This window comes from Pseudonocardia hierapolitana, assembly GCF_007994075.1.
GTDB classification, from domain to species: Bacteria; Actinomycetota; Actinomycetes; order Mycobacteriales; family Pseudonocardiaceae; genus Pseudonocardia; species Pseudonocardia hierapolitana.
Window position 1 is genome coordinate 64,140 of sequence record NZ_VIWU01000001.1, and the last position, 20,504, is coordinate 84,643.

General features: G+C 69.9%; 23 protein-coding genes. 19 read left to right on the forward strand and 4 right to left on the reverse strand.

What is annotated here, in order from left to right:
* Window positions 1-5 precede the first annotated feature (5 nt).
* The 9 genes from FHX44_RS00290 to FHX44_RS42980 all read left to right on the forward strand — a co-directional run bounded on the left by FHX44_RS00290 (window position 6) and on the right by FHX44_RS42980 (window position 9,211).
* On the forward strand, window positions 6-2,543 hold the full coding sequence (locus tag FHX44_RS00290) for a non-ribosomal peptide synthetase (RefSeq protein ID WP_147253592.1): 2,538 nt from the start codon (window positions 6-8) through the stop codon (window positions 2,541-2,543).
* 12 nt (window positions 2,544-2,555) lie between these two features.
* Entirely contained in the window at window positions 2,556-3,560 is a 1,005-nt protein-coding gene (locus tag FHX44_RS00295; protein ID WP_147253593.1) for a TauD/TfdA family dioxygenase, read from the forward strand.
* Window positions 3,557-4,588: a 2,3-diaminopropionate biosynthesis protein SbnB gene (gene sbnB / locus FHX44_RS00300; protein WP_147253594.1), complete on the forward strand. Its 1,032-nt coding sequence runs from the start codon at window positions 3,557-3,559 to the stop codon at window positions 4,586-4,588. Before FHX44_RS00295 ends, sbnB begins: the two co-directional genes overlap by 4 nt.
* Window positions 4,589-4,625: 37 nt before the next feature.
* Window positions 4,626-5,612: a 2,3-diaminopropionate biosynthesis protein SbnA gene (sbnA, locus tag FHX44_RS00305; RefSeq protein ID WP_147253595.1), complete on the forward strand. Its 987-nt coding sequence runs from the start codon at window positions 4,626-4,628 to the stop codon at window positions 5,610-5,612.
* 135 nt (window positions 5,613-5,747) lie between these two features.
* Window positions 5,748-7,343, forward strand: coding sequence for an acyl-CoA ligase (AMP-forming), exosortase A system-associated (locus FHX44_RS00310; protein WP_147253596.1), 1,596 nt, complete (start codon window positions 5,748-5,750; stop codon window positions 7,341-7,343).
* 10 nt (window positions 7,344-7,353) lie between these two features.
* Window positions 7,354-7,701, forward strand: a complete 348-nt coding sequence (locus FHX44_RS00315) for an acyl carrier protein (RefSeq protein WP_147253597.1) — start codon at window positions 7,354-7,356, stop codon at window positions 7,699-7,701.
* Window positions 7,664-8,134, forward strand: coding sequence for a GNAT family N-acetyltransferase (locus FHX44_RS00320; RefSeq protein WP_212612273.1), 471 nt, complete (start codon window positions 7,664-7,666; stop codon window positions 8,132-8,134). Before FHX44_RS00315 ends, FHX44_RS00320 begins: the two co-directional genes overlap by 38 nt.
* Before the next feature lie 66 nt (window positions 8,135-8,200).
* Window positions 8,201-8,920, forward strand: coding sequence for a response regulator transcription factor (locus FHX44_RS00325; RefSeq protein ID WP_147253598.1), 720 nt, complete (start codon window positions 8,201-8,203; stop codon window positions 8,918-8,920).
* 48 nt (window positions 8,921-8,968) lie between these two features.
* Window positions 8,969-9,211, forward strand: a complete 243-nt coding sequence (locus FHX44_RS42980) for a transposase (protein WP_246170889.1) — start codon at window positions 8,969-8,971, stop codon at window positions 9,209-9,211.
* Here FHX44_RS42980 and FHX44_RS00335 read toward each other — a convergent pair.
* Both FHX44_RS00335 and FHX44_RS00340 read right to left on the reverse strand, forming a co-directional pair.
* Entirely contained in the window at window positions 9,208-10,326 is a 1,119-nt protein-coding gene (locus FHX44_RS00335; protein WP_246170130.1) for a sensor histidine kinase, read from the reverse strand. The two genes, FHX44_RS42980 and FHX44_RS00335, sit on opposite strands and share 4 nt — an antisense overlap.
* Window positions 10,327-10,689: 363 nt before the next feature.
* The gene (locus tag FHX44_RS00340; RefSeq protein WP_147253600.1) at window positions 10,690-11,187 is read right to left on the reverse strand and encodes a hypothetical protein; all 498 of its coding nucleotides are present in this window, start codon (window positions 11,185-11,187) and stop codon (window positions 10,690-10,692) included.
* 474 nt (window positions 11,188-11,661) lie between these two features.
* Here FHX44_RS00340 and FHX44_RS00345 point away from each other — a divergent pair, with 474 nt between their 5' ends.
* From FHX44_RS00345 to FHX44_RS00365, 5 genes are all read left to right on the forward strand, one after another.
* A complete protein-coding gene (locus FHX44_RS00345) occupies window positions 11,662-11,847 on the forward strand; it encodes a hypothetical protein (protein WP_212613134.1) in 186 nt (61 codons plus the stop codon).
* Between the two features lie 554 nt (window positions 11,848-12,401).
* On the forward strand, window positions 12,402-13,292 hold the full coding sequence (locus FHX44_RS00350) for a M20/M25/M40 family metallo-hydrolase (protein ID WP_246170131.1): 891 nt from the start codon (window positions 12,402-12,404) through the stop codon (window positions 13,290-13,292).
* A 154-nt stretch (window positions 13,293-13,446) separates the two neighbouring features.
* Window positions 13,447-13,767 carry a M28 family peptidase gene (locus FHX44_RS41895; RefSeq protein ID WP_170308705.1) on the forward strand — a complete coding sequence of 107 codons (321 nt, stop codon included), beginning with the start codon at window positions 13,447-13,449 and terminating at the stop codon, window positions 13,765-13,767.
* Between the two features lie 193 nt (window positions 13,768-13,960).
* Window positions 13,961-14,140: a hypothetical protein gene (locus FHX44_RS00360; RefSeq protein ID WP_147253602.1), complete on the forward strand. Its 180-nt coding sequence runs from the start codon at window positions 13,961-13,963 to the stop codon at window positions 14,138-14,140.
* Between the two features lie 38 nt (window positions 14,141-14,178).
* A complete protein-coding gene (locus FHX44_RS00365; RefSeq protein WP_147253603.1) occupies window positions 14,179-15,390 on the forward strand; it encodes an MFS transporter in 1,212 nt (403 codons plus the stop codon).
* On the opposite strand, the gene FHX44_RS00370 is transcribed toward FHX44_RS00365, so the two are convergent.
* Window positions 15,374-16,225: an NAD-dependent epimerase/dehydratase family protein gene (locus tag FHX44_RS00370; RefSeq protein ID WP_147253604.1), complete on the reverse strand. Its 852-nt coding sequence runs from the start codon at window positions 16,223-16,225 to the stop codon at window positions 15,374-15,376. The genes FHX44_RS00365 and FHX44_RS00370 overlap by 17 nt on opposite strands.
* Window positions 16,226-16,299: 74 nt before the next feature.
* On the opposite strand from FHX44_RS00370, the gene FHX44_RS00375 reads away from it, so the two are divergent.
* From FHX44_RS00375 to FHX44_RS00390, 4 genes are all read left to right on the forward strand, one after another.
* Window positions 16,300-16,782 carry a MarR family winged helix-turn-helix transcriptional regulator gene (locus tag FHX44_RS00375; protein ID WP_170308706.1) on the forward strand — a complete coding sequence of 161 codons (483 nt, stop codon included), beginning with the start codon at window positions 16,300-16,302 and terminating at the stop codon, window positions 16,780-16,782.
* The gene (locus tag FHX44_RS00380; protein ID WP_147253606.1) at window positions 16,779-17,588 is read left to right on the forward strand and encodes an ATP-binding cassette domain-containing protein; all 810 of its coding nucleotides are present in this window, start codon (window positions 16,779-16,781) and stop codon (window positions 17,586-17,588) included. The genes FHX44_RS00375 and FHX44_RS00380 overlap by 4 nt, the downstream gene beginning before the upstream one ends.
* Window positions 17,548-18,354 (forward strand): ABC transporter permease, encoded by an 807-nt coding sequence (locus tag FHX44_RS00385; protein WP_147253607.1) that lies wholly within the window; start codon window positions 17,548-17,550, stop codon window positions 18,352-18,354. The genes FHX44_RS00380 and FHX44_RS00385 overlap by 41 nt, the downstream gene beginning before the upstream one ends.
* Window positions 18,355-18,589: 235 nt before the next feature.
* Complete coding sequence (locus FHX44_RS00390; RefSeq protein ID WP_147253608.1) at window positions 18,590-18,865, forward strand: hypothetical protein; 276 nt, start codon at window positions 18,590-18,592, stop codon at window positions 18,863-18,865.
* A gap of 270 nt (window positions 18,866-19,135) precedes the next feature.
* Here the strand turns inward: FHX44_RS00390 and FHX44_RS00395 are convergent, their stop codons facing one another.
* A complete protein-coding gene (locus FHX44_RS00395) occupies window positions 19,136-19,570 on the reverse strand; it encodes a MarR family winged helix-turn-helix transcriptional regulator (protein WP_147253609.1) in 435 nt (144 codons plus the stop codon).
* A gap of 72 nt (window positions 19,571-19,642) precedes the next feature.
* Here FHX44_RS00395 and FHX44_RS00400 point away from each other — a divergent pair, with 72 nt between their 5' ends.
* Window positions 19,643-20,494 (forward strand): LLM class flavin-dependent oxidoreductase, encoded by an 852-nt coding sequence (locus FHX44_RS00400; RefSeq protein WP_147253610.1) that lies wholly within the window; start codon window positions 19,643-19,645, stop codon window positions 20,492-20,494.
* The last annotated feature ends 10 nt before the right edge of the window (window positions 20,495-20,504 follow it).

Sequence of the window (20,504 nt, forward strand, 5' to 3'; positions counted from 1 at the left end):
ATTCGATGGACAAGCGGGTTGAAACCGGCCGGGAGTTCTGGCGGGCGGTCCTGCTCGCGGGCGGTGCGACCGCGATCCCGCGGTGGACGCTCGACCCGGCCGCGGGCGTCGCCGAGCACGTCGCGACCCTGGATGACGACCTCGCGGCGGCCGTGCGCCGGTTGGCCGACCGGTCGGAACTGCCGCTGCACTCGGTGGCGCTGGCCGCGCACGCGAAGGTGCTGGCGGCGCTGTCCGGCGAGCAGGACGTGGTGACCGGCTACGCGGCCGCGCCCTGTGGGCGGCCGCTGCCCTGCCCGCTCACGACCGAAGGCCTCTCCTGGCGGTCGCTGCTGCAGGACACCGCTCGGGTCGAGTCGGACCTGCTACAGCACAAGGACTTCGCGGTGGACGAGCTCGAGCTCGAGCTGGGCGTGGCCGGGCCGGCGTTCGAGACCGAGTTCGACCCGATCGGCAGCCTCGCCGCCGGCGGCGAGATCAACACTGACCTCGCCGAGTACGCCGTGCTCCGGGTGGCGCTCGCAAACCCTGGCGGCCGGCTCGCGCTGCACCTGCGGTACCGCACCGACGCGCTCGACGCGGGCAGTGCCGAGAGGATGGCGGGCTACCACCTCACCGCCCTCGCGCTGATGGTCGCCGACCCGGGCGCCGAGCACGGGCGGGCGAGCCTGCTGTCGGACGAGGAGCTGCGCTTCCAGCTCGACCGGCTGGCCGGGCCGCGCCGGCCGCTGCCGGACCGCCGGTTCCACGAGCTGTTCGAGCAGCGGGTTCGGATGCACCCGGACGCCGTCGCGGCCGTGCACCGCGACCGGCAGTGGACCTACCGGGAACTCAACGCGCACGCCAACCGGCTGAGCCGGGCGCTCCTGGCGCGCGGGCTGCGCCGCGAGGGCGTGGTCGCGGTGGTGACCGCGCGGAACCTGGACTGGATGGCTGCCGTCATCGCGATCTTCAAGGCCGGTGGCGCGTATCTGCCGATCGAGCCGCACTTTCCCGCCGATCGGATCGCGACCACGCTGGCGCGGGCCGAGTGCACGCTGGTGCTGACCGAGCTCGGCAGCACCACCATGCTCGACAAGGCCCTCGACACGCTGCCCGGCGTACAGAAGATCAACATCGAGGAGGCCTGCGCCGAGGGCCATGCCGACGACGACCTGGGCGTCGCCGTGGCGGCCGATCAGCTCGCCTACATCTACTTCACTTCCGGCTCCACGGGCGAGCCCAAGGGGGCGATGTGCGAGCACGCCGGCATGCTCAACCACCTCTACGCCAAGATCGACGACCTCGGGGTCGGCCCGGCGCACGGCGCGCCCGTGGTCGCCCAGACCGCGCCGCAGTGCTTCGACATCTCGCTGTGGCAACTGGTGTCGGCGCTCCTGGTCGGGGGGCGAACCCTGATCGTCGAGCAGCAGGTGATCCTCGACGTCGCGCGGTACGTCGACACGATCGTCCGCGGCCGGGTCGGCATCCTGCAGGTCGTCCCGTCCTATCTCGAGGTCGTGCTGACCTACCTCGAGCAGCATCCCCGGAAGCTGCCGGACCTGCGGTGCGTGTCGGCCACCGGCGAGGCGCTGAAGAAGGAGCTCGTGCAGCGCTGGTTCGGCTTGCACCCCGAGATCAGGCTGGTCAACGCATACGGGCTGACCGAGACCTCCGACGACACCAATCACGAGATCATGACGCGGGTGCCCGACTCCGACCGGATCCCGCTCGGTCCTCCTATCCACAACGTGCACGTTTACGTTGTCGACGAGCACCTGTCACCGGTTCCCCTCGGTGCCCCTGGCGAGATCGTCTTCTCCGGCGTCTGCGTCGGCCGCGGGTACGTCAACGATCCCGAGCGCACACGGCGAGCGTTCATGGCCGACCCGCACCGGCCGGGCCAGCGGCTCTACCGCGGCGGCGACCACGGCCGCTGGTTGCCAGGGGGCAGGCTGGAGTTCCTCGGCCGCCGGGATACCCAGGTCAAGATCCGTGGCTTCCGGATCGAGATCGGCGAGATCGAGAACGCGCTGTTGCGCGTCCCGGGTGTCCGCGACGGGGCGGTGGTGGTCGCCGAGCGGGCCGACCAGGGCAAGCACCTGGTGGCCTTCTACAGCGGCGAGCGGCCGGTCGAGGTCGACGTCCTGCGGGACCGGCTGGGTGCGTCGCTGCCCGAGTACATGGTTCCGTCGGCATTCCACTGGCGGGACGGCCTCCCGCTGACCGCGAACAGCAAGATCGATCGAAAGGCGCTCACCACGCCCGCCGCAGAGCTCGACGCGGTCGACGTGAGTTCCGAGGCGCCGAGCACGCCCACCGAGCGGCGCCTTGCGGGCGCGTGGGCGCAGGTGCTCGGTATGCGCGAGGACCAGATCGGCCGGCGGGACCACTTCTTCGAGCTGGGTGGCACGTCGCTGTCGGCGGTGAAGCTCGCGATCGCCCTGAACCGAGCAGTGTCCCTCGAGGACATCGCCGAGCACCCGGTCCTCGCGAACATGGCCGAGTTGCTCCACCGAGAGCACGCCCCCGAACTGCTGACCTCCTCCTCCGGTGGGAACTGAAAGGAGATCGAGATGTCGTCCTCGTCATCATTGCTGTTGGACGTGGATCTGCAGCCCGGCAGGCTGCCGATGCTGCGAGTCGATGCCACCGGCGACGGACCGAGCTGGGCGGCCGTGCACCGCGACGCCTTGCGCGCCGTCGTCGCCGAACACGGTGCGGTCCTGGTCCGCGGTCTCGGGCTGCGCGACGCAGCCGAGGTCGCTGCCGTGTTCCGTGGGCTGGCCACCGCCGGCCTGATGATCGAGAGGGAGGCCTTCGCGGAGCGGCAGACCTACGCCGAGGGCGTGTACTCCTCGTCGAAGTGGCCCCCGAACCAGCCGATGTGCATGCACCACGAGCTGAGCTATCGGCTCGAGTTCCCCGGCCTGATGCTGTTCGCGTGCCTGTCCGCGCCCACCAAGGGCGGGGCGACCGGTGTGGCGGACTCGACGGCCGTGCTCGACGCGCTGCCCGGTGACCTCGTCGAACGGCTCGAGCGGGAGGGCTGGATGCTCGTCCGCAACTACAACGAGGCAATCGGCGCGTCGGTCGCCGAGGCGTTCGGCACCGAGGAGCGTGGCGCGGTCGAGAGCTACTGCCGCGCCAATGCGATCGAGTTCGAGTGGCGGCCCGACGGCGGCCTGCGCACCTGGCAGCGCCGCAGCGCGGTGGTGCGCCACCCGCTCACCGACGTCCGCTGCTGGTTCAACCAGATCGCCTTCCTCAACGAGTGGACGATCGACCCCGAGGTGCGCGAGTTCCTGGTCGACACCTACGGCGCCGAGGGGTTGCCGTTCACCACCCGCTTCGGGGGCGGCGACCCGATCGGCGAGGACATCGTTGAGCTACTCAACGAGGTCTACGGGGCCAAGACCATGCGGGAGCCGTGGCAGGCCGGCGACCTGATGCTCGTCGACAACATCCGCAGCGCACACAGCAGGGAGCCCTTCACCGGACCGCGCCAAGTCCTGGTCGGGATGGCCGACCCGGTGCGCCTGGCCGACTGCTCGCCGACCGTCGAAGTGAAAGCCGGATGAACACATCCATCGTGCGACCGTTCGCGGTCATCTCCGGTGCCCAGGTCCAGCATGTCCTGCTCGGGTGCGAGAAGCAGATCGTAGAGCTCGTCGAGGCCGCCTACCGGCTGCACGGCGCCGGTGAGACGGTGAACCCGCCCTCCTATTTCCTGCGATTCCCCGACCGCCCGGCCTCGCGGATCATCGCCTTGCCGGCATCGCTGGGCGGGACGTTTCAGGTTGCTGGCCTGAAGTGGATTTCCAGCTTTCCGGGGAACGTAGAGCTGGGTGTCCCGCGGGCGTCGGCCGTGTTGATCCTCAATGATCACGACACCGGCTATCCGTTCGCCTGCCTGGAAAGCTCGATCATTAGCGCGACCAGGACGGCGGCGTCAGCGGCGTTGGCGGCGGACTGGCTCAGCCGGGGCCGCGGGCGCCCGACGCGCGTCGGGTTCTTCGGGGCGGGCCTGATCGCCCGCTATATCCACACCTACCTGTCCGGCACCGGCTGGTCGTTCGACGAGATCGGCATCCACGATCTGTCCGCTGACAGCGCCTGCGGTTTCCGTGGGTACCTCGAGCGGTCGGGCACCACCGGCCGGATCACGGTTTGTGAGAGTCCTGACCAGCTGATCCGGTCGTCCGACCTGGTGGTCTTCGCAACGGTCGTCGCACAGCCGCACGTCAGGGACCTGTCGTGGTTCGCACACAACCCGTTGGTGCTGCACGTGTCGCTGCGTGACCTCACGCCACCAATCGTGCTCGCCTCGACCAACATCGTCGATGACGTTGACCACTGCCTGAAGGCCGACACCTCACCACACCTCGCCGAACAGCTCACCGGAAACCGGGACTTCCTGCACGGCACGTTGGCCGACGTGATCGCCGGGCAGGTGACGGTTGACGAGGGCCGGCCTGTGGTGTTCTCGCCGTTCGGGCTCGGCGTGCTCGATCTCGCGGTCGGCAAGTATGTCTACGACGAGGTGGCCCGGTCCAGTCAGTTGCACGTCGTTGACGACTTCTTCCACGAGCTACGCCGGTACGGATAGGCGGCCGGTACCCAATTTCATGGGGAGGGGGATATTCGTGCCAGTCATATCCGTTCCACATGCCTTCAACGAGGAGGAGCTCTACGTCGACCTCCGGTCGATCCTCGAGCACCCACTCTTCCTGAAATGCGAGGGATTCAACTTCGCCGGGTCGATCAAGCTGAAAGCAGCGACCGAGATGGTGGAGGCTGCCGAGCGGGAGGGCGTCCTGACGCCAGGGTCGGTGCTGGTCGAATCGTCGTCCGGCAACCTGGGCGTGGCGCTCAGCACGGTCGCGGCGAGCAAGGGCTACCGGTTCCTGTGCGTGACCGACTCCCGGTGCAACCTGGCCACCCGGCGACTGATGGTTGCGTTGGGCAGCCAGGTCCACATCATTGCCGAGCCGGATCCCATCGGTGGCTTCCTCGGCGCACGCATCGACTACGTGCGGGCGCTGTGCGCCTCCGACGACCGGTACGTATGGCTCAACCAGTACGTCAACCCAGGTAACTGGCTGGCGCACTACCGCACGACGGCACCGGCGATCGCGCGCCAGTTCCCGCGGCTGGACGTGCTATTCGTCGGCACAGGCACCACCGGGACCCTGATGGGTTGCGCGCGCTACTTCCGGGGGTGGCATCGGCGGGTGCAGGTCGTCGCCGTGGACAGCGTCGGCTCAGTGGCTTTCGGTGGCCCCCCGGGCCGGCGAATGATTCCCGGGCTGGGCACCAGCATCCGTCCGCCGTTACTCGATACGTCCTACGTGGACGATGTGGTCCGCATCGAGGAGGCGGACACGGTCCGCGCCTGCCGCCGGCTGGCCAGGCACGGATTCCTGTTCGGCGGATCCACCGGCACGGTGGTCAGCGGCGCGACGAGCTGGCTCACCCGCAATGGCGCGCCTGGCGTCACTGCGGTGGCGATCGCCCCGGACCTCGGTGAGCGCTACCTCGACACCGTCTACCAGTCCAACTGGGTGGAGGACCTCTATGGCCCAGAGGCGCTCAACTCCGCTGACCTCAGCACCGCCCACCGGCCAGGCTGACGCGGGACGACTTGTCGAACTCCCGCGTCCAACGCCCGGGCGATCGGCCCTGCCAACGGAGACGAGCCGCCGCAGGGGGCAGGGGCTGGGACTCGTCGGCTGCCAGGCGAAAGGAACAGGAAGGAATCCGCCGAAATGATCATCCGGTTGCCGGACCTCGTCGCGAGGTCCGCCCAACGCAACCCCGGCGCGCCCGCCCTGACCGCGCGGACGACCACGATCTCCTACGCCGATCTGCACGAGCGGACGGAGCTAGCGGCCGCCGGCCTGCGCGACATCGGGCTCGATGGTGGCGAGCGCGTCGCGGTCTTCCTCGACAAGAGGATCGAGACCGTCGTGGCGCTGCTCGCCTGCTCGCGAGCCGGTGGCGTGTTCGTCCCGGTGAACCCCGTGCTGCGGGCCAGGCAAGTGCGGCACATCCTCGACGACTGCGCCGTGCGGGTACTGGTGACCTCAACGGACCGGCTGCGGACCCTGCGCGCCGAGCTCGCCGCCTGCAAGTCACTCAGCCACGTCCTCGTGCTGGGCGACTTGCTCGGTGAGGACGAGGAAGCCCCTTACCGCGTGCTCCCCTGGTCCGAGGCCGCCGAGCGCGCGAGCCAGGCCGCGTGTCCTCCGACGGGCGGCGTCGACACGGATGTGGCCGCAATCCTCTATACGTCGGGGAGCACCGGGGCCCCGAAGGGCGTCGTGCTCTCGCACCGCAACCTCGTCGTGGGCGCGGAGAGCGTCAGCACCTACCTGAACAACACGGCAGAGGACCGGATCCTGGCCGTTCTCCCGCTGAGCTTCGACGCCGGACTGAGCCAACTGACCACCGGCTTCTGTGTCGGCGCCCACGTGGTGCTCGCCGACTACCTGCTGCCGGGAGATGTCGTCCGGCTGTGCGCGGAGCACCGCATCACCGGGCTGGTTGGCGTACCGCCGCTGTGGATCCAGCTCGCAGCCCAGACGTGGCCATCCGAGGCCGTGGCCGGGATGCGCTACTTCGCGAACACCGGGGGGCGGCTCCCGCGCGTTACCCTGCAACGACTGCGAGCAATCTTCCCGACCGCGGCGCCATATCTGATGTACGGCCTCACAGAGGCGTTCCGCTCCACCTACCTCGATCCACGGGAGGTCGACCGGCGGCCGGATTCGATCGGCCAGGCCATCCCGAATGCCGAGATCCTCGTAGTCCGTGAGGACGGCGGCCTGTGTGGTCCGGGCGAGCCGGGTGAGCTGGTGCACCGAGGTCCGCTCGTCACGCTGGGTTATTGGAGTGACGCGGAGCGCACGGCCGAGCGGTTCCGGCCGCCGCCGAACCGTCCGGTCGAGCTGTGTACGCCCGAGCTGGCGGTCTGGTCCGGCGATGTCGTCGTCCGCGACGAGGAGGGCTTCCTGTACTTCGTCGGACGGCGTGATGACATGATCAAGACATCGGGATATCGGATCAGCCCGCAAGAGATCGAGGAAGTGGCCTACGAGACTGGGCTGGTCCACGATGCCGTCGCGCTCGGCCTCGAGGACGAGGCGCTCGGCCACCGGATCGTCCTCGTCGTGTCTCCCTGCGATCCCACCGGCTTCGACGCGGCCGCGGTGACCGCGCGCCTGCGGCAGGAACTGCCCACCTACATGTTGCCCGCCGAGGTGGTGGTCCGCAGCGCCCTGCCCCGATCGCCGAACGGCAAGTTCGACCGGGCGGTTCTTCGCCACGAGCTCAACGCCTCCCGCCCTCTGCAGGACCGATGAGGAGAACCAGATGAGCCGCTCGCCAGAGATCTCACAGGCGATCTTCGAGGACGTCAAGGCCGTCGTGGTGACCACGCTGGACATCGAGGACAAGGCCGATGACCTCGGCCCGGAGACGGGCCTACACGGCAATCTTCCCGAGCTCGACTCGCTCACCGTCGTCAAGCTCATCGTCGCCCTGCAGGAGCGGTTCGGGATCGAGATCGAGATCGACGAGATCATGGGCGACGTCTTCGGCAGCCTTGGGCGGCTCGCGGCCTTCGTGGAGTCCAAGGTGCGCTGGGAGCCACTCGTCGGAGTCGATACAGGAAGGGTGCGGCATGACGTCTCCAGGCGTGCACCTGAGGGAGATCACTGACGCCAACCGGGATGCGGTTCGCGCCCTCCGCATCCGGCGTGACCAGAAGCAGTTCGTCGCCTCGGTGTCCAAGTCGCTCAAGCAGGCGGCAGCGACGCCGGAGGCCAATCCCTGGTATCGCGCCGTGTACCGCGGCGACGAGCCGGTCGGCTTCGTGATGCTGTCGTGGAGCCCGCCGGCTGGTCCCTTCGAGGGGCGGCATTTCCTCTGGCGTCTCCTCATCGACAAGCGGTACCAGAGGCGCGGGATCGGCCGGGAGGTGCTGACACAGATCGCCGAGCTGGTTCGAGCCGATGGCGCCGCCGAGCTGCTGACCAGCTACGAGCCTGGAGAAGGCGAACCATGGCCCTTCTACCGGCGGTTCGGCTTCCGGCCTACCGGTGAGATCGACGACGGCGAGATCGTCTTGCGGCTCAGGCTGTCCGCTCGCTGAGCAAAGCGCGAAGCCCCGCCGGGCCGGCGCCTTGCCCGGCCGCTCGTGGACTCATTGGATGACGGTGTGGCCAGTCGGATCCTCCTCATCGAGGACGACTCGACGATCGGGGAAGTCCTGTCGTCGAGTCTGCGGAGTCATGCGCACGAGGTGGTGTGGGAGCGGACGGGGGCCGCCGGGCTAGCATCGGCCTCCGCCACAATGGTCGACCTCGTTCTGCTGGACCTCGGGCTTCCCGATCTCGACGGCATCGAGGTCTGCCGACAGCTTCGGCGCGCTCAACCCGGCTGTGTTCTCGTCATCCTGACCGCGCGTGCGGCGGAGATGGACGTCGTGGTGGGGCTGGAGGCAGGCGCCGACGACTATCTGGTCAAGCCCGTCCGACTGGCCGAGTTGCACGCGCGAATCCGCGCCCACCTGCGCCGGAACGAGGCGGCCGCGACCGTACCAGCGGTCCCCATCGGCGACCTCGTCGTCGACGTACCCCGCCGCAGGGTCACCGTCGCCGGCCGGGATCTCCGCCTGCGCGTGAAGGAGTTCGACCTCCTGGCCCGCCTGGCTGCGCAACCTGACGTGGCGCTGAGCCGAGAGACCCTCATGTCCGACGTGTGGGACGAGCACTGGTTCGGCTCCACCAAGACGCTCGACGTCCACATCGCAGCGCTTCGCCGCAAGATCGGGGAGGTCGCCGCCTCGGCGAGAGCCTGTGTTCCTGAGATCGTCACACTGCGTGGCTACGGATACCGGTTGGAGCTCGGGGCGCCGGACGACAGCGCGCGTCCCTAGTGCCTACTAGCGTCTGTCCTAGAAAGTGGATCTTCGTCGCTGTCCTGGATCCGGTGGCGGACCCGTGCCGGTACACCGTGGCGGGACGTACCCGAGCGGTACGAGTCCTGGCAGTCGGTCTACGGCCTGTTTCGACGCTGGCAGCGAGATGGCATTTGGCCGCGGATCCTGACGCACCTTGCAGGAACAGAACCGGGGCGTGGCCACCCGCTACGACAAGCTGGCCCTGCGCTTCGAAGCCACCCAGATCGCAGGCGTCGACATCTGGCTCCGCCGATTAGTACGCGCTAGCCGCGGTCGCCGGCAGCGACGCCGGGGATCGGACGGTTGGCCGACAAGTCGGCAATCGCCGACGGCAACAGAAGGGTGAACACCGGCGGTGTTCGGCAGGCGAGCTCCAGCCGACCGCCCTCGGCCTCCGCGAGGCGTCGCGCCAGTGCCAGGCCGATCCCGTGCCCGTTTCGCTGGTCGGCACGTCCGGCGAACAGGACGCTCTCGGGTTCGTGCACACCACGTCCCTCGTCGGAGACGTCGATCGCCACCGCGTTGGTGGCCTCACGGACCGCGACCGCGACGGTTCCTTTGCCGTGTGTTGTCGCGTTGTCCAGGAGCACCGCGAGGACCTGCCGGACCGCCGCAGCCGATGCGCGCGGGTCCGGTGCTCCCGAATCGATGTTCAGGTCGAGGCCGCGGCCTTCGAGCGCGAGGCGCTCGCGCCACTCCGGCGACATCTCGCCCAGCAGTGCACGGAGATCGAGTGGGCCGGCCCCGGTGGCTCGTTCGTCATGAGCGAGGGCCAGCAACTCGTCGATGGTCAACTCCAGTCGATCCGCGTCGGCGAGACTCGCGATGATCGCGGACCTGAGATCCTGGTCCGGCGGCTCGAGAGCGGCTTCGAGTCGCAGCCGCAGACCCGCGAGCGGCGTGCGCAACTGATGGGTGACGTCGGCGGACAGCGACCGCTCCCTGGCGAGCAGGTCGTCGAGGCGACCGGCGGTGTGGTTGAGCGCGTTTCCTACCGAGTCGATCTCCGGGATCCCGCCTTGCCGGGTCCGCACGCTGAAGTCGCCCTCGCCCAGCCGACGCGCAGCGACGACCAGGTCCTCGAGTGGCCGCGCCAGCCGGCGAGCCTGCCGACGCCCGACGAGCCATGCGGCGGCAACGGCAAAGGCCGCGAGCGCGGCCATCGCGCCCCACACCAGCGCCACCGGCTGCAGAACGGTGCTGAGCGGAGTGGTGGCCCGCACCGCACCGATCACGTCGTTGTATTCCGTGACCGGCACGGCGACGACGAGATTGCCGCCGTCCGTTCCGGCTCCCACCCCGCCCACGAGGGCCTGGGCGATCTCCCGTCGTTCCATGCCCGGCCCGGCACCAGCCAGCCAGACGCCGTCCTCGTCGTACACCCCGACCTGGACCGAACCGGGCATGTTGAGGTTCGCGATCGGATCCCCGTCGGACACGTCGCCAGCCACCGCGATCGCGACGCCGACGGCGGCCCGCTGCAGCTCGCTGCGCTCGACCTGCATCGCGTACTGGAACACCGCCACAGCGAGCGGCACTCCGAAGAGGCCGATAGCGAGAACAGCGGACCAGACCGCCAAGCCGATGATTCGAGTGCGCACGAGGGTCTCCGTTCCGCAGCCGCCGTGGTCACCGCTCCCGGTGGCCTCTCAGCATGGTGCGTGCGGAGGTGCGTGTCACTCGCTCAGCTCTGTCCGACGACCCGGACCGTGCAGGTCACGCCAGATCATCGCCGCACAGGGCGATCAGTTCATGCTCATGAAAGCGCTGCTCGACCGGACAACACCGCAAGCGCCGGGGTGGACGCCTCCAGTCCACGGCTCCAGCCTTTCCAGCTCGAGCACGGCCTCCCCAGTGCGCTGCCGCGTTGCGGGAGCGATCTCGAATGCACTGGTCTTGTAGATCGTGCCGACGTCGCTCTCCGCGAAGTCGCGCGACGTCGCCAGGCATCGGATCGCGATCAGTTCTCTCGCTGCGCCCACCGTCAAAGCCGCCGTCAGTCGTTCCAGAACGAAGTCGAGGAACAGAGGATCTATCGAACGATGACGAGGCATGTGGGCTTGCGCCGTCAACAGCTGGGGCTCGGCAGGAGCGCATGTTGGGTCGTCGCCGATCCACTGCAACGCGAGGAAGCAGGCGCCGGTCGCAGGCCCGTCCGGAGCATGCCCGTGTTCGATACGGTCGGCGTAGTTCACCAGGAGCGCCCGCAGCCCGGCATGTCGGGCGATGAGATCGAATGCCACGAAGCGAAGGTCCATCCTGATCGTCCCCTCGGTCGTGCTGTGCCCGGGGTACCTGACGGTCTGGTCGAGCGTGGGACTCCTCAAGAGGCTATGCCTTCTCCTGCAAGCAGAAGTACACGGGAAAGCAAGGGGGAGGTTAAAGAGCCCCACGACCACCGACGCGGAGCTGGACGAGCTGTTGCGAACCGTCGCGGACGTCATGGCTTCGCGTCTTCGGCAGCTAGCTGACGCTCGATCTGCTCGACGCGGTCCCGTAGCTCCCGGATCTCGCGACGCCAGACCGTTGAGCGCATGCAGGACCGGATCTTGACCTCGTCGTCGTGCGGCTCCGGTCATCACGCGACGGCAGCCAATAAGTATCAGTATTGATGCCCAATGATGCTAGTCTGACTGGGAAGAGGGGGAGCGATCATGGGCAGGAGCGAGTCAGTCGCATGGAACGCCGGGAGCCCGGCGGGTGACCTAGCCGCTCGGGTGCAGGTGGAGGTGCGCTCCGAGGGGCTGATCGTGGAGCTCGGCGGACGTGACGACTGCGTCGTGCGCATGCTGCCGCCGCTCAACGTGACCGCCGAGGTCGTCGACGCGGCTTGCTCGATCCTCATCAATGCGGTCGGGCGATGTTGCTCAGAATCAGGGGTCGCGGCGGCCATCGGAGACTGACGATGGCCGCGGTCGAGCTGGCTCAGTCGGACCGGCTACTTGAATCCGCTGGGTTCAGCGGTGGAGTTGGGTCGCTGTTTGAGACGAAGTGCGCGCGTATGCGGGCGAGCAGAGCACCTGGCTGTGAACTCCGTCGGCGAGGTACTCACCATCCGCAGCTGATCGCGCGGGCCAACCAGCTGGCGGTGCGTTCAAGTCCGACCGATCGGCCATCGGTGCTGGTTGCACGCTCGGAGTCGGGGCGTTCGCGCACTACGGCGTCACGATGGGCGCGGGCTCAGCGCTCGAAGCCGACGCGTTCCTCGTGAAGGGCGAGGAAGTGGCGGCGGGTGCCCGCTTGCGCAGCAACCCGGCAACCGACGTACCTGGGAGAGATCAAGAGAGGAGCTGACGTTGTGATCAACGGCGAGCATACTCACCGGCGCGGCGTGATGGCCCTCGTCGCCGCCGCTGCCCTGCTTTGTGCCTGTACCTCGCCCGGGCCGCTGGGGCCGGGCCCGTCGGCACCGGCGCCACCCGCTTCCGGGTCGTTCCGGTCGCAGCTCGTCGAGGACGTGACTGCGGACGGTGCGATGGTCCACGTCGAGGCGCTGCAGCGCATCGCTGACGCGAACGGCGGCAATCGGGCCACTCCCGGTCCGGGCTACGACGCGAGCGTCGACTACGTCGTGGGCGTGCTCCGCGGGGCCGGGTTCGACGTCAGTACCCCGTCGTTCGTGCTCGACTCGGACGACGGCGGGGAGACGACGGTCCGCAACGTGGTGGCGCAGACCCGCACCGGAAACCCGCGGCAGGTGGTGATGGGTGGGGCACACCTCGACTCGGTCCTCGAGGGCCCGGGGATCAATGACAACGCCTCCGGTGTGGCCGCGCTCCTGGAGGCCGCCGTCCGGATGAGCGGCTCGCCCCCGGTCTCCAACGCGGTGCGCATCGCATTCTGGGCGGCGGAGGAGCAGGGTCTCTACGGCTCCGAAGCCTACGTCGACTCGCTCTCCAGCAGCGATCGCCGAGCGATCGTCCTCTACCTCAACCTGGACATGGTGGCTTCGCCCAACGCCGGCTACTTCGTGCAAGGGGGTCGCGGCGACGACGAATCCGAGACCGGTCCGGCGGGCTCACAGGTGGCGGGCCGGGTCCTGGTCGAGGAACTGGCCGAGACCGGCGTCGCGGCTGAGCTTGCCCCGTTCGATGGCGGGTCGGACTTCGACGCGTTCCTCGAGGCGGGGATCCCCACCGGCGGCGTCTACGCCGGTGACGAGGGCGTGAAGACGACCGAGCAGGCCGAGCGCTGGGGTGGGCGAGCCGGCGCCGTCTTCGACCCCTGCTACCACTCCGCCTGCGATCGGGCGGAAGGCATCCACCGCAGCGCGCTCGATGACTTCTCCGATGCGATCGCCGGCACGGTGGCGCGGTTCGCGGAGTCCTCGGAGACGATCACTCGCTGAACCCGGAGGGGATGGCGGGACGCTCGCGTCCCGACCGCAACCGCATCCTGCTCTACTTCGATCTGGACATGATCCCCTCGCCGAACACCGCCTACTTCGTGCTGGGCGGCAACGCAAGACGGTCGCGAAGCCCGGCCCGCCCGGCTCCGCGCACGTGGCGTGCGTCCTGGTCGAGCAGCTGGCGGCCACTGGGGTCGTCGCGAAGACGACCGAGCTCGACCGCGAGTCGGATTACGCGCCGTTCGTCGACGCAAGTATCCCGACGGGTGGTGTCACTGGCGGGCGACAGGTGGAAAGACTGAGAAGCAGGCCAACCGCTGGGGTGCGCGGCCCGGCGAACGGGGTTCGACGCGAACACCACACCCGCCGTGACCGGCTCGCCCATCTCGACCGCACCGCCCTGGACCGCTTCATCCGCGCGGTCGCCGGCACCGTGACTCACTTCGCGATGTCGACTGCGACCCGCCTCGGCTGACTGCTCCGCGCTCGGCGGCCCGCGCTCACAGCACGACTCGCCCGCACTCATCGCGGTACTCACGGAGACAGGGTGGCTGGCAATTCCCGTTCGCGAATCGCGGTCTCGGTGCACTGGCGACCATCGACCGCGTCCAGGTTGAACACGATCGAAAACGGGAACAGAGTGGCATCTGGCCTGCGGAAGGAGCCCAATGCTCGCAGTTGTCGCTGCTGTCCTGTTCGGTCTCGCCCTCCTCTTCGACCTCGTCGGGATCTCCATCGCGGTGATCACGAGCTCACTCCTCGTCACCGCGGGACTGTTCTGCCTCGCGCTGTACTTCGCCGGCGTCGGGGCGCGCCAGGTGACCTACCGCCGCCGCACCCGCCGCTGATCGAACAATCCGCTTGACCCCGCCGCGACGCTGGCGGGGTGAGGGGTGGGTTCGGGCGCCTGTGGGCGGCCTCCGCCGTATCGAACGTCGGTGACGGGGTCGCGCTCGCGGCGGGCCCGCTACTGCTGGCGTCCCTGACGTCCGACCCGGCGCTCGTCGCGGGCGCGATGTTCGTCCAGCAGCTGCCGTGGTTGCTGTTCGCGCTGCCGGCAGGCGTCTACGTCGACCGGCTCGACCGGCGGCTCGTCGTCGTGCTGGTCAACCTCGTGCGGGCCGCGGTGGTCGGCGGGCTCGCGGTCGCCGTCGCCACCGGGGTCGCGACGGTGGCCGTCGTGTACGCCGCGCTCTTCGTGGTCGGCACGATGGAGACGCTCGCCGACAACGCGAGCACCGCGCTGCTGCCCGCCGTCGTCCCCGCCGAGGACCTGCCGCGGGCGAACGCACGGCTGATGGGCGTGCAGCTCGTCGGCAACCAGCTGCTCGCCCCGCCGCTGGGTGCCGCGCTGTTCGTCGCGGCCGCCGCGCTGCCGTTCGGGCTGAATGCCGCCACGTTCCTGGTGGCGGCGGTGTTCCTCGCCACGCTGCGGGGCCGGTTCCGGCCGGTGTCCGAGGAGCCCCACCGCCCGTTGCGCCACGACATCGCCACCGGGATGCGCACCCTGCTGGGGCACCCGGTGCTGCGGATGCTCGCGGTGTGCCTGTGCCTGATGAACGTCACCCTCGTCGGCGCGTTCGCGATCCTCGTGCTATACGCGCGCGAGCGGCTGGGGCTCGACGAGGTCGGGTTCGGGCTGCTGCTCGCGGCGAGTGCGGTGGGCGGAATCGCCGGCACCGTGGTGGCGGCCCGGCTGCAGCGCCGGTTCGGCACCGCGCTGCTGCTGCGCGTCGGCCTGGTGATCGAGACCTGCACGCACCTGTCGCTGGCGCTCGCCGGGGCGCCGTGGGTGGCGATCGCCACCATGATCGTGTTCGGCGCGCACGCGAGCCTGTGGGGCATCCTCTCGCTGTCCTGGCGCCAGCGCGTGGTCCCCGACGCGCTGCGCGGGCGCGTCAACAGCGGGTACTTCCTGTTCTCGGTCGGCGGTGCCGCCATCGGCGCCCTGGGCGGCGGGTTGGTGGCCCGCGCCCTGGGGATCACGGCGCCGTTCTGGATCGCGTTCGGCGGGATGGTGGTGCTCACCGCCGTGGCGTGGCGGCGTTTCAGCCCGGCCCTTCTCGACGAGCCGGTCGACGCTAGCCGCGCCAGCTGAACAGCGGCTCGTACCCCAGCACGCGGCGCGCCTTGTCGATCGACAGCATCGTCTCGTGCTCGCCGAGCTCCTTCGTGACCGGCACGCCCGGGTAGACCTCGGCGGCGAGGTCGGCGCTGGCCCGCGACATCACGGAGTCGGCGTTGGCGATCACGAACACGTCGACGCCCGTGGCCTCGTGCTCCAGCGCGCGGCGCACGGCCTGGGCGCCGTCGCGGCCGTCGATGTACGCCCACAGGTTCCACCGCCGCGCCGAAGGGTCGGCGTCGAAGCCGGGGAACCGCGCGTAGTCCTCGGGGTCCATCACGTTCGAGAACCGCAGCCCGATCATCTTCATGTCGGGCACCCACCGGCAGAAGTGCCGCGCCATCTCCTCCTCGAGGCTCTTGACCAGCGAGTACGTGCTCTCCGGCCGCACCGGGTACTCCTCGTCGACCGGGATGTAGGGCGGCGGCACGTCGAACGGCAGGCCCAGCACCGTCTCGCTGGACGCCCACACCACGTTGCGGATGCCCGCGATGCGGGCGGCGGCGAACACGTTGTAGGTCGCGGTGATGTTGTTCGAGAACGTCGCGGCGTTCGTGGTGAGTCCGGGTGCGGGGATCGCGGCGAGGTGCACGACCGCGTCGACGCCGTCGTGGCGGTTGTCGACGGCGGTGAGGGCCTCGAGGACCTGGCCGTGGTCGGTCAGGTCGACGCGCACCGACACCGCCGCCGCCGTGTCCGGGTCCGGCACGCGGTCGAGCGCCACGACCCGGTAGCCGTGCTCCTGGAGGTGGCGCACCACGTGGCGGCCGAGCTTTCCGCTGCTGCCGGTGACGGCGACGGTGGTCATGGTGCCTCCCTATCACATGATCGCACTACATCTGCACCAGATTTACTCTGCCTCAGAGGTATATGGTGGAGCGCATGGTCCCCTCCCCCACGGCACCGACCGCGGACGCGGTGTCCGAGTCGCTGATGCCGGCCGTCGGCGCGGTGCGCCGGCTGCTGCGCCGCCTGGCCGGGCCGTTCGTCACGACCGCGCCGCTCGAGGTGTCGACGTCGCAGCGCGAAGTGCTCCTCGTGGTCGGCAAGCGCGAGGGGAGATCGGTGGCCGAGATCGCCGACGAGCTGGGTCTGGCGCCCAACAGCGTGTCGACGATCGTCACGCAGCTCGTCGGGGCCGGCCTGCTGGTGCGCGAGACCGACCCGCAGGACCGGCGGGTCGGGCGGCTGACCCTGACCCCGGCGGCTCAGGTGGCCCTGGACGCCGCCCGCGCCCGGAGGCGCGGCGTGCTGCACGAGGCGCTCGACCGGCTCTCCCCGCGGCAGCTCACCGACCTCGCGGCCGGGATCGACGCGCTGGAGGCCCTGGCCGAGGAACTGCGGACCCTGGAGCGTGAACGGTGACCGCGCAGGCGGTGGAGTGCACCGGGCTGGTGCACCGGTTCGGCGACACGCTGGCCGTCGACCACCTCGACCTGAGCATCGCGGCCGGGGAGGTGTTCGGGCTGCTCGGTCCCAACGGGGCCGGCAAGACCACCACGATCCGCGTGCTGAACACGCTGCTGCCGGTGCAGGAGGGCAGCGTGCGGGTGTTCGGGTTCGACGTCCGGCGCCGGGCGTTCGACGTCCGCCGGCACCTGGGCTACGTGCCGCAGCAGCTCTCGATCGAGGCCGCGCTCACCGGGCGGCAGAACGTCACGTGGTTCGCGCGGCTGTTCGACGTCCCGCGCGCCGAGCGGGCCGCCCGGGTGGAGGAGGCCCTGGACGCCATGGACCTCCTCTCCGTGGCCGACCGGCGGGCCGGCACGTACTCGGGCGGCATGATCCGCCGGCTCGAGCTGGCGCAGGCGCTGGTCAACCGGCCCGCGCTGCTCGTGCTCGACGAGCCGACGGTCGGCCTCGACCCGATCGCGCGGGCGGGCGTGTGGGAGCGGGTGCGCCAGATGAAGGCCGACTACGGCATGACGGTGCTCCTCACGACGCACTACATGGAGGAGGCCGACGAGCTGTGCGACACCGTGGCGCTCATGCACCACGGTCGGCTGCAGGCCGTCGGCTCCCCCGCCGAGCTCGGCGCGGGGATCGGCCCGGACGCCACGCTCGAGGACGTCTTCCGGCGGTACGCCGGCGCCGGCCTCGCCGATGACCACGCAGCGGAGAGGGTGAGAGATGTCCGTCGTAGCCGCACGACCGCCCGCAAGCTGGGCTGAGCCGATCCGCCTGCTCGCCTCGCGCACCGCCGCGCTCGGACTCGTCGAGCTGCAGAAGCTGCGCAGCGACAACACCGAGCTCCTCACGCGCATGGTGCAGCCCGTGCTGTGGTTGCTGATCTTCGGGCAGATCTTCAGCCGGATCCGGGCGATCCCGACCGGCGACCTGTCCTACCTGGAGTACCTGACGCCCGGGATCCTCGCGCAGTCGGCGCTGTTCGTCGCGATCTTCTTCGGGATCCAGATCATCTGGGAGCGCGACGCCGGCATCCTCACCAAGGTCATGGTCACCCCCACGCCGCGAGCCGCGATCGTGATGGCCAAGGCGTTCGCGGCAGGGCTGCGCGGGCTCGCCCCGGTGGTCGTGCTCGTGCCGGTGGCGTTGCTGCTCGGCGTCGGCATCACCCTCAACCCGCTGAAGCTGATCGCCGCCGCAGCCGCCCTCATGCTCAGCGCGGGTTTCTTCTCGTGCCTGTCGATGGCGATCGCCGGGGTGGCGCAGACCCGCGACCGGCTGATGGGCATCGGCCAGCTCATGACGATGCCGCTGTTCTTCGCCTCGAACGCGCTGTACCCGATCGACATCATGCCGGCGTGGCTGCAGGTGATCAGCCAGGTCAACCCGCTGACCTACCTGGTGAACGCCCTGCGCGGGCTGCTCGTCGGCGCCCCGGCGAACCTGTGGGCCGACTTCGGGGTGCTCGTCGGCGCCGCCGTCCTCGGGATCGTCGGGGCCGCGTCACTGCTGGGCAGGCTGGTGCGTTAGCGGTCGTCGCCCCGAGCGTTTCCTCCCTCGCCCACGATCTGCAACGGTGACACGCCGGGCCGGTCCGCCGCCCCGACGTGACACGCGTTACTCTGAGGTCATGCGTATCGCCCTCGCCCTCGCCGCGGCAGTACCGCCGCGCGTCGGCTGAGCCAGGCCGCCGGCGCGCCCCGCTCCCCCACCTCACCGAGGCCTGGCTCGGCGACCACCATCCGTGGAACCCCGGAGCCGAACAATGACTGTTCTCGACCACTCCCGCCGCAACTCCTGGGCCCCGCGCCTCCAGCGCCGCCACGAGATCGTGACCACCGGTGGCATGCAGGGCGTCCTCGACATCGGCAGCACGCTGCGCGCATGTGGATTCCCGGTGCGCGAGTTCGCCGTCGAGGTCCGCGACGGCGTCCCCTACAGCTCGGTCACCTGCACCGTGTCCCTCACGGCCGACGAGTGCGCAACCTTCGCCGACCGCCTCGGCGCCGTGCCGGCGGTCGTCTCCGTCGAGCCCTGCTGAGCTCACCCGGCGCGATCGCCGGACTCGCCGTGCCAGTTCGCCGGACTCGCCGTGACGGTTGGCCGGACTCGCCGTGACGGTTGGCCGGACTCGCCGTGACGGTTTGCCGGACTCGCGGGTGAGCGCACCCCGGTCCCGCGAGTCCGACGTCTGAGCACGGCGAGTCCGACATCTGCGCACGGCGAGTCCGACGTCTGAGCACGGCGAGTCCGACGTCTGAGCACGGCGGGTCGGGCGGTTCGACACGGCGAGCCCGGCGTCCGGCGCCGATCAGTCCGGGGCGACGTTGGCCCGGAGCTGGTCGAGCACAGCGGCCACACGCTCCAGGTCGTCGTCCGACAGGTCGCCCCGCAGCCGCTCGTCGAACTCGACTGCGGCGGATCGCATGCGGAGGAACGCCGCCTCGCCCTCGGGCGTCAGCTCCACCACGTGGATGCGCCGGTTCCGCGGGTCGCGCCGCCGCGTGACGAGCCCGGCGTCCTCCATCGCGTTGAGATGGTGGGTGAGCGTGGCCCCCTGGATCCCGACGGCGGCGGCGAGCGCGCGCTGGTTCGCGTTCTCGCGTGTCTTGAGCGCGAGCAGGATCAGCCAGACGTGCTCCGACCCGCCGACGGCGGCGAGCGCCTCACCGAACGCGCGGCTGACCTCCTTCGCCGTGCTCGCCAGCCGGCGTCCGATCGGCATCCCCCGCGGCGGTCCAGGCATGGCGGCAGCCTAGCAAGATCGTTCGATATCTAATGCATTGACGACTAATCGTTAGATGCCTACTGTTCTTGCATGCGGGTCAGCCTGAGCGTCACCCAGTTCCCGGCGAGTACGGAACACGCCCCGCTGGAGCGGATCGTGCGCGTCGCCGACGAGGGCGGCATCGACACGGTCTGGGTGGCCGACCACCTCGTCCAGTACGCACCCGGTACCGAACCCACCGACCCGCACCTCGAGGCCTACACCACGCTGGGCTGGCTCGCGGGCCGCAGCGAGCGGGTGCGGCTGGGGGCGATGGTCAGCCCGGTCGCCTTCCGGCCGGCCACTCTGCTGATCAAGGCGGTCAGCACGCTCGACGCCCTCTCCGGCGGTCGCGCATGGCTGGGCATCGGCGCCGGCTACCACGAGCAGGAGGCGGCACAGATGGGGATCCCGATGCCGCCGCCGGCCGAGCGGTTCGAGCGGCTGGAGGACACCCTGCAGCTGGCCCACCGCATGTTCGCGGGCGACGACTCCCCGTTCGCGGGCAGGCGCGTCCGCGCCGAGCGGCCGCTGAACCACCCGATCCCGGCGCGCAGGCCGCGGATCCTCGTCGGCGGCGCAGGCGAGAAGAAGACGCTGCCGCTGGTGGCCCGCTACGCCGACGCGTGCAACCTCTTCGACATCCCGGACGGCGGCGTCACCCTGCGCCACAAGCTGGAGGTCCTCGCGCGCGAGTGCGAGGCGATCGGCCGCCCACGTGAGGAGATCGAGACCACCGTCGGCACCGCGCTCTTCCCGGACGAGACGCCCGATGCCTTCGCCGAGCGTCGTGCGGGGCTGGGCGAGCTCGGCGCCGAGCACATCGGCGTCATCACGCGGACACCGTGGACGGACGCCGACCTGTCCCGGCTGGTGGAGGGTGCTCGCCTCCTCGCCGCATGAGGCCGGCCGA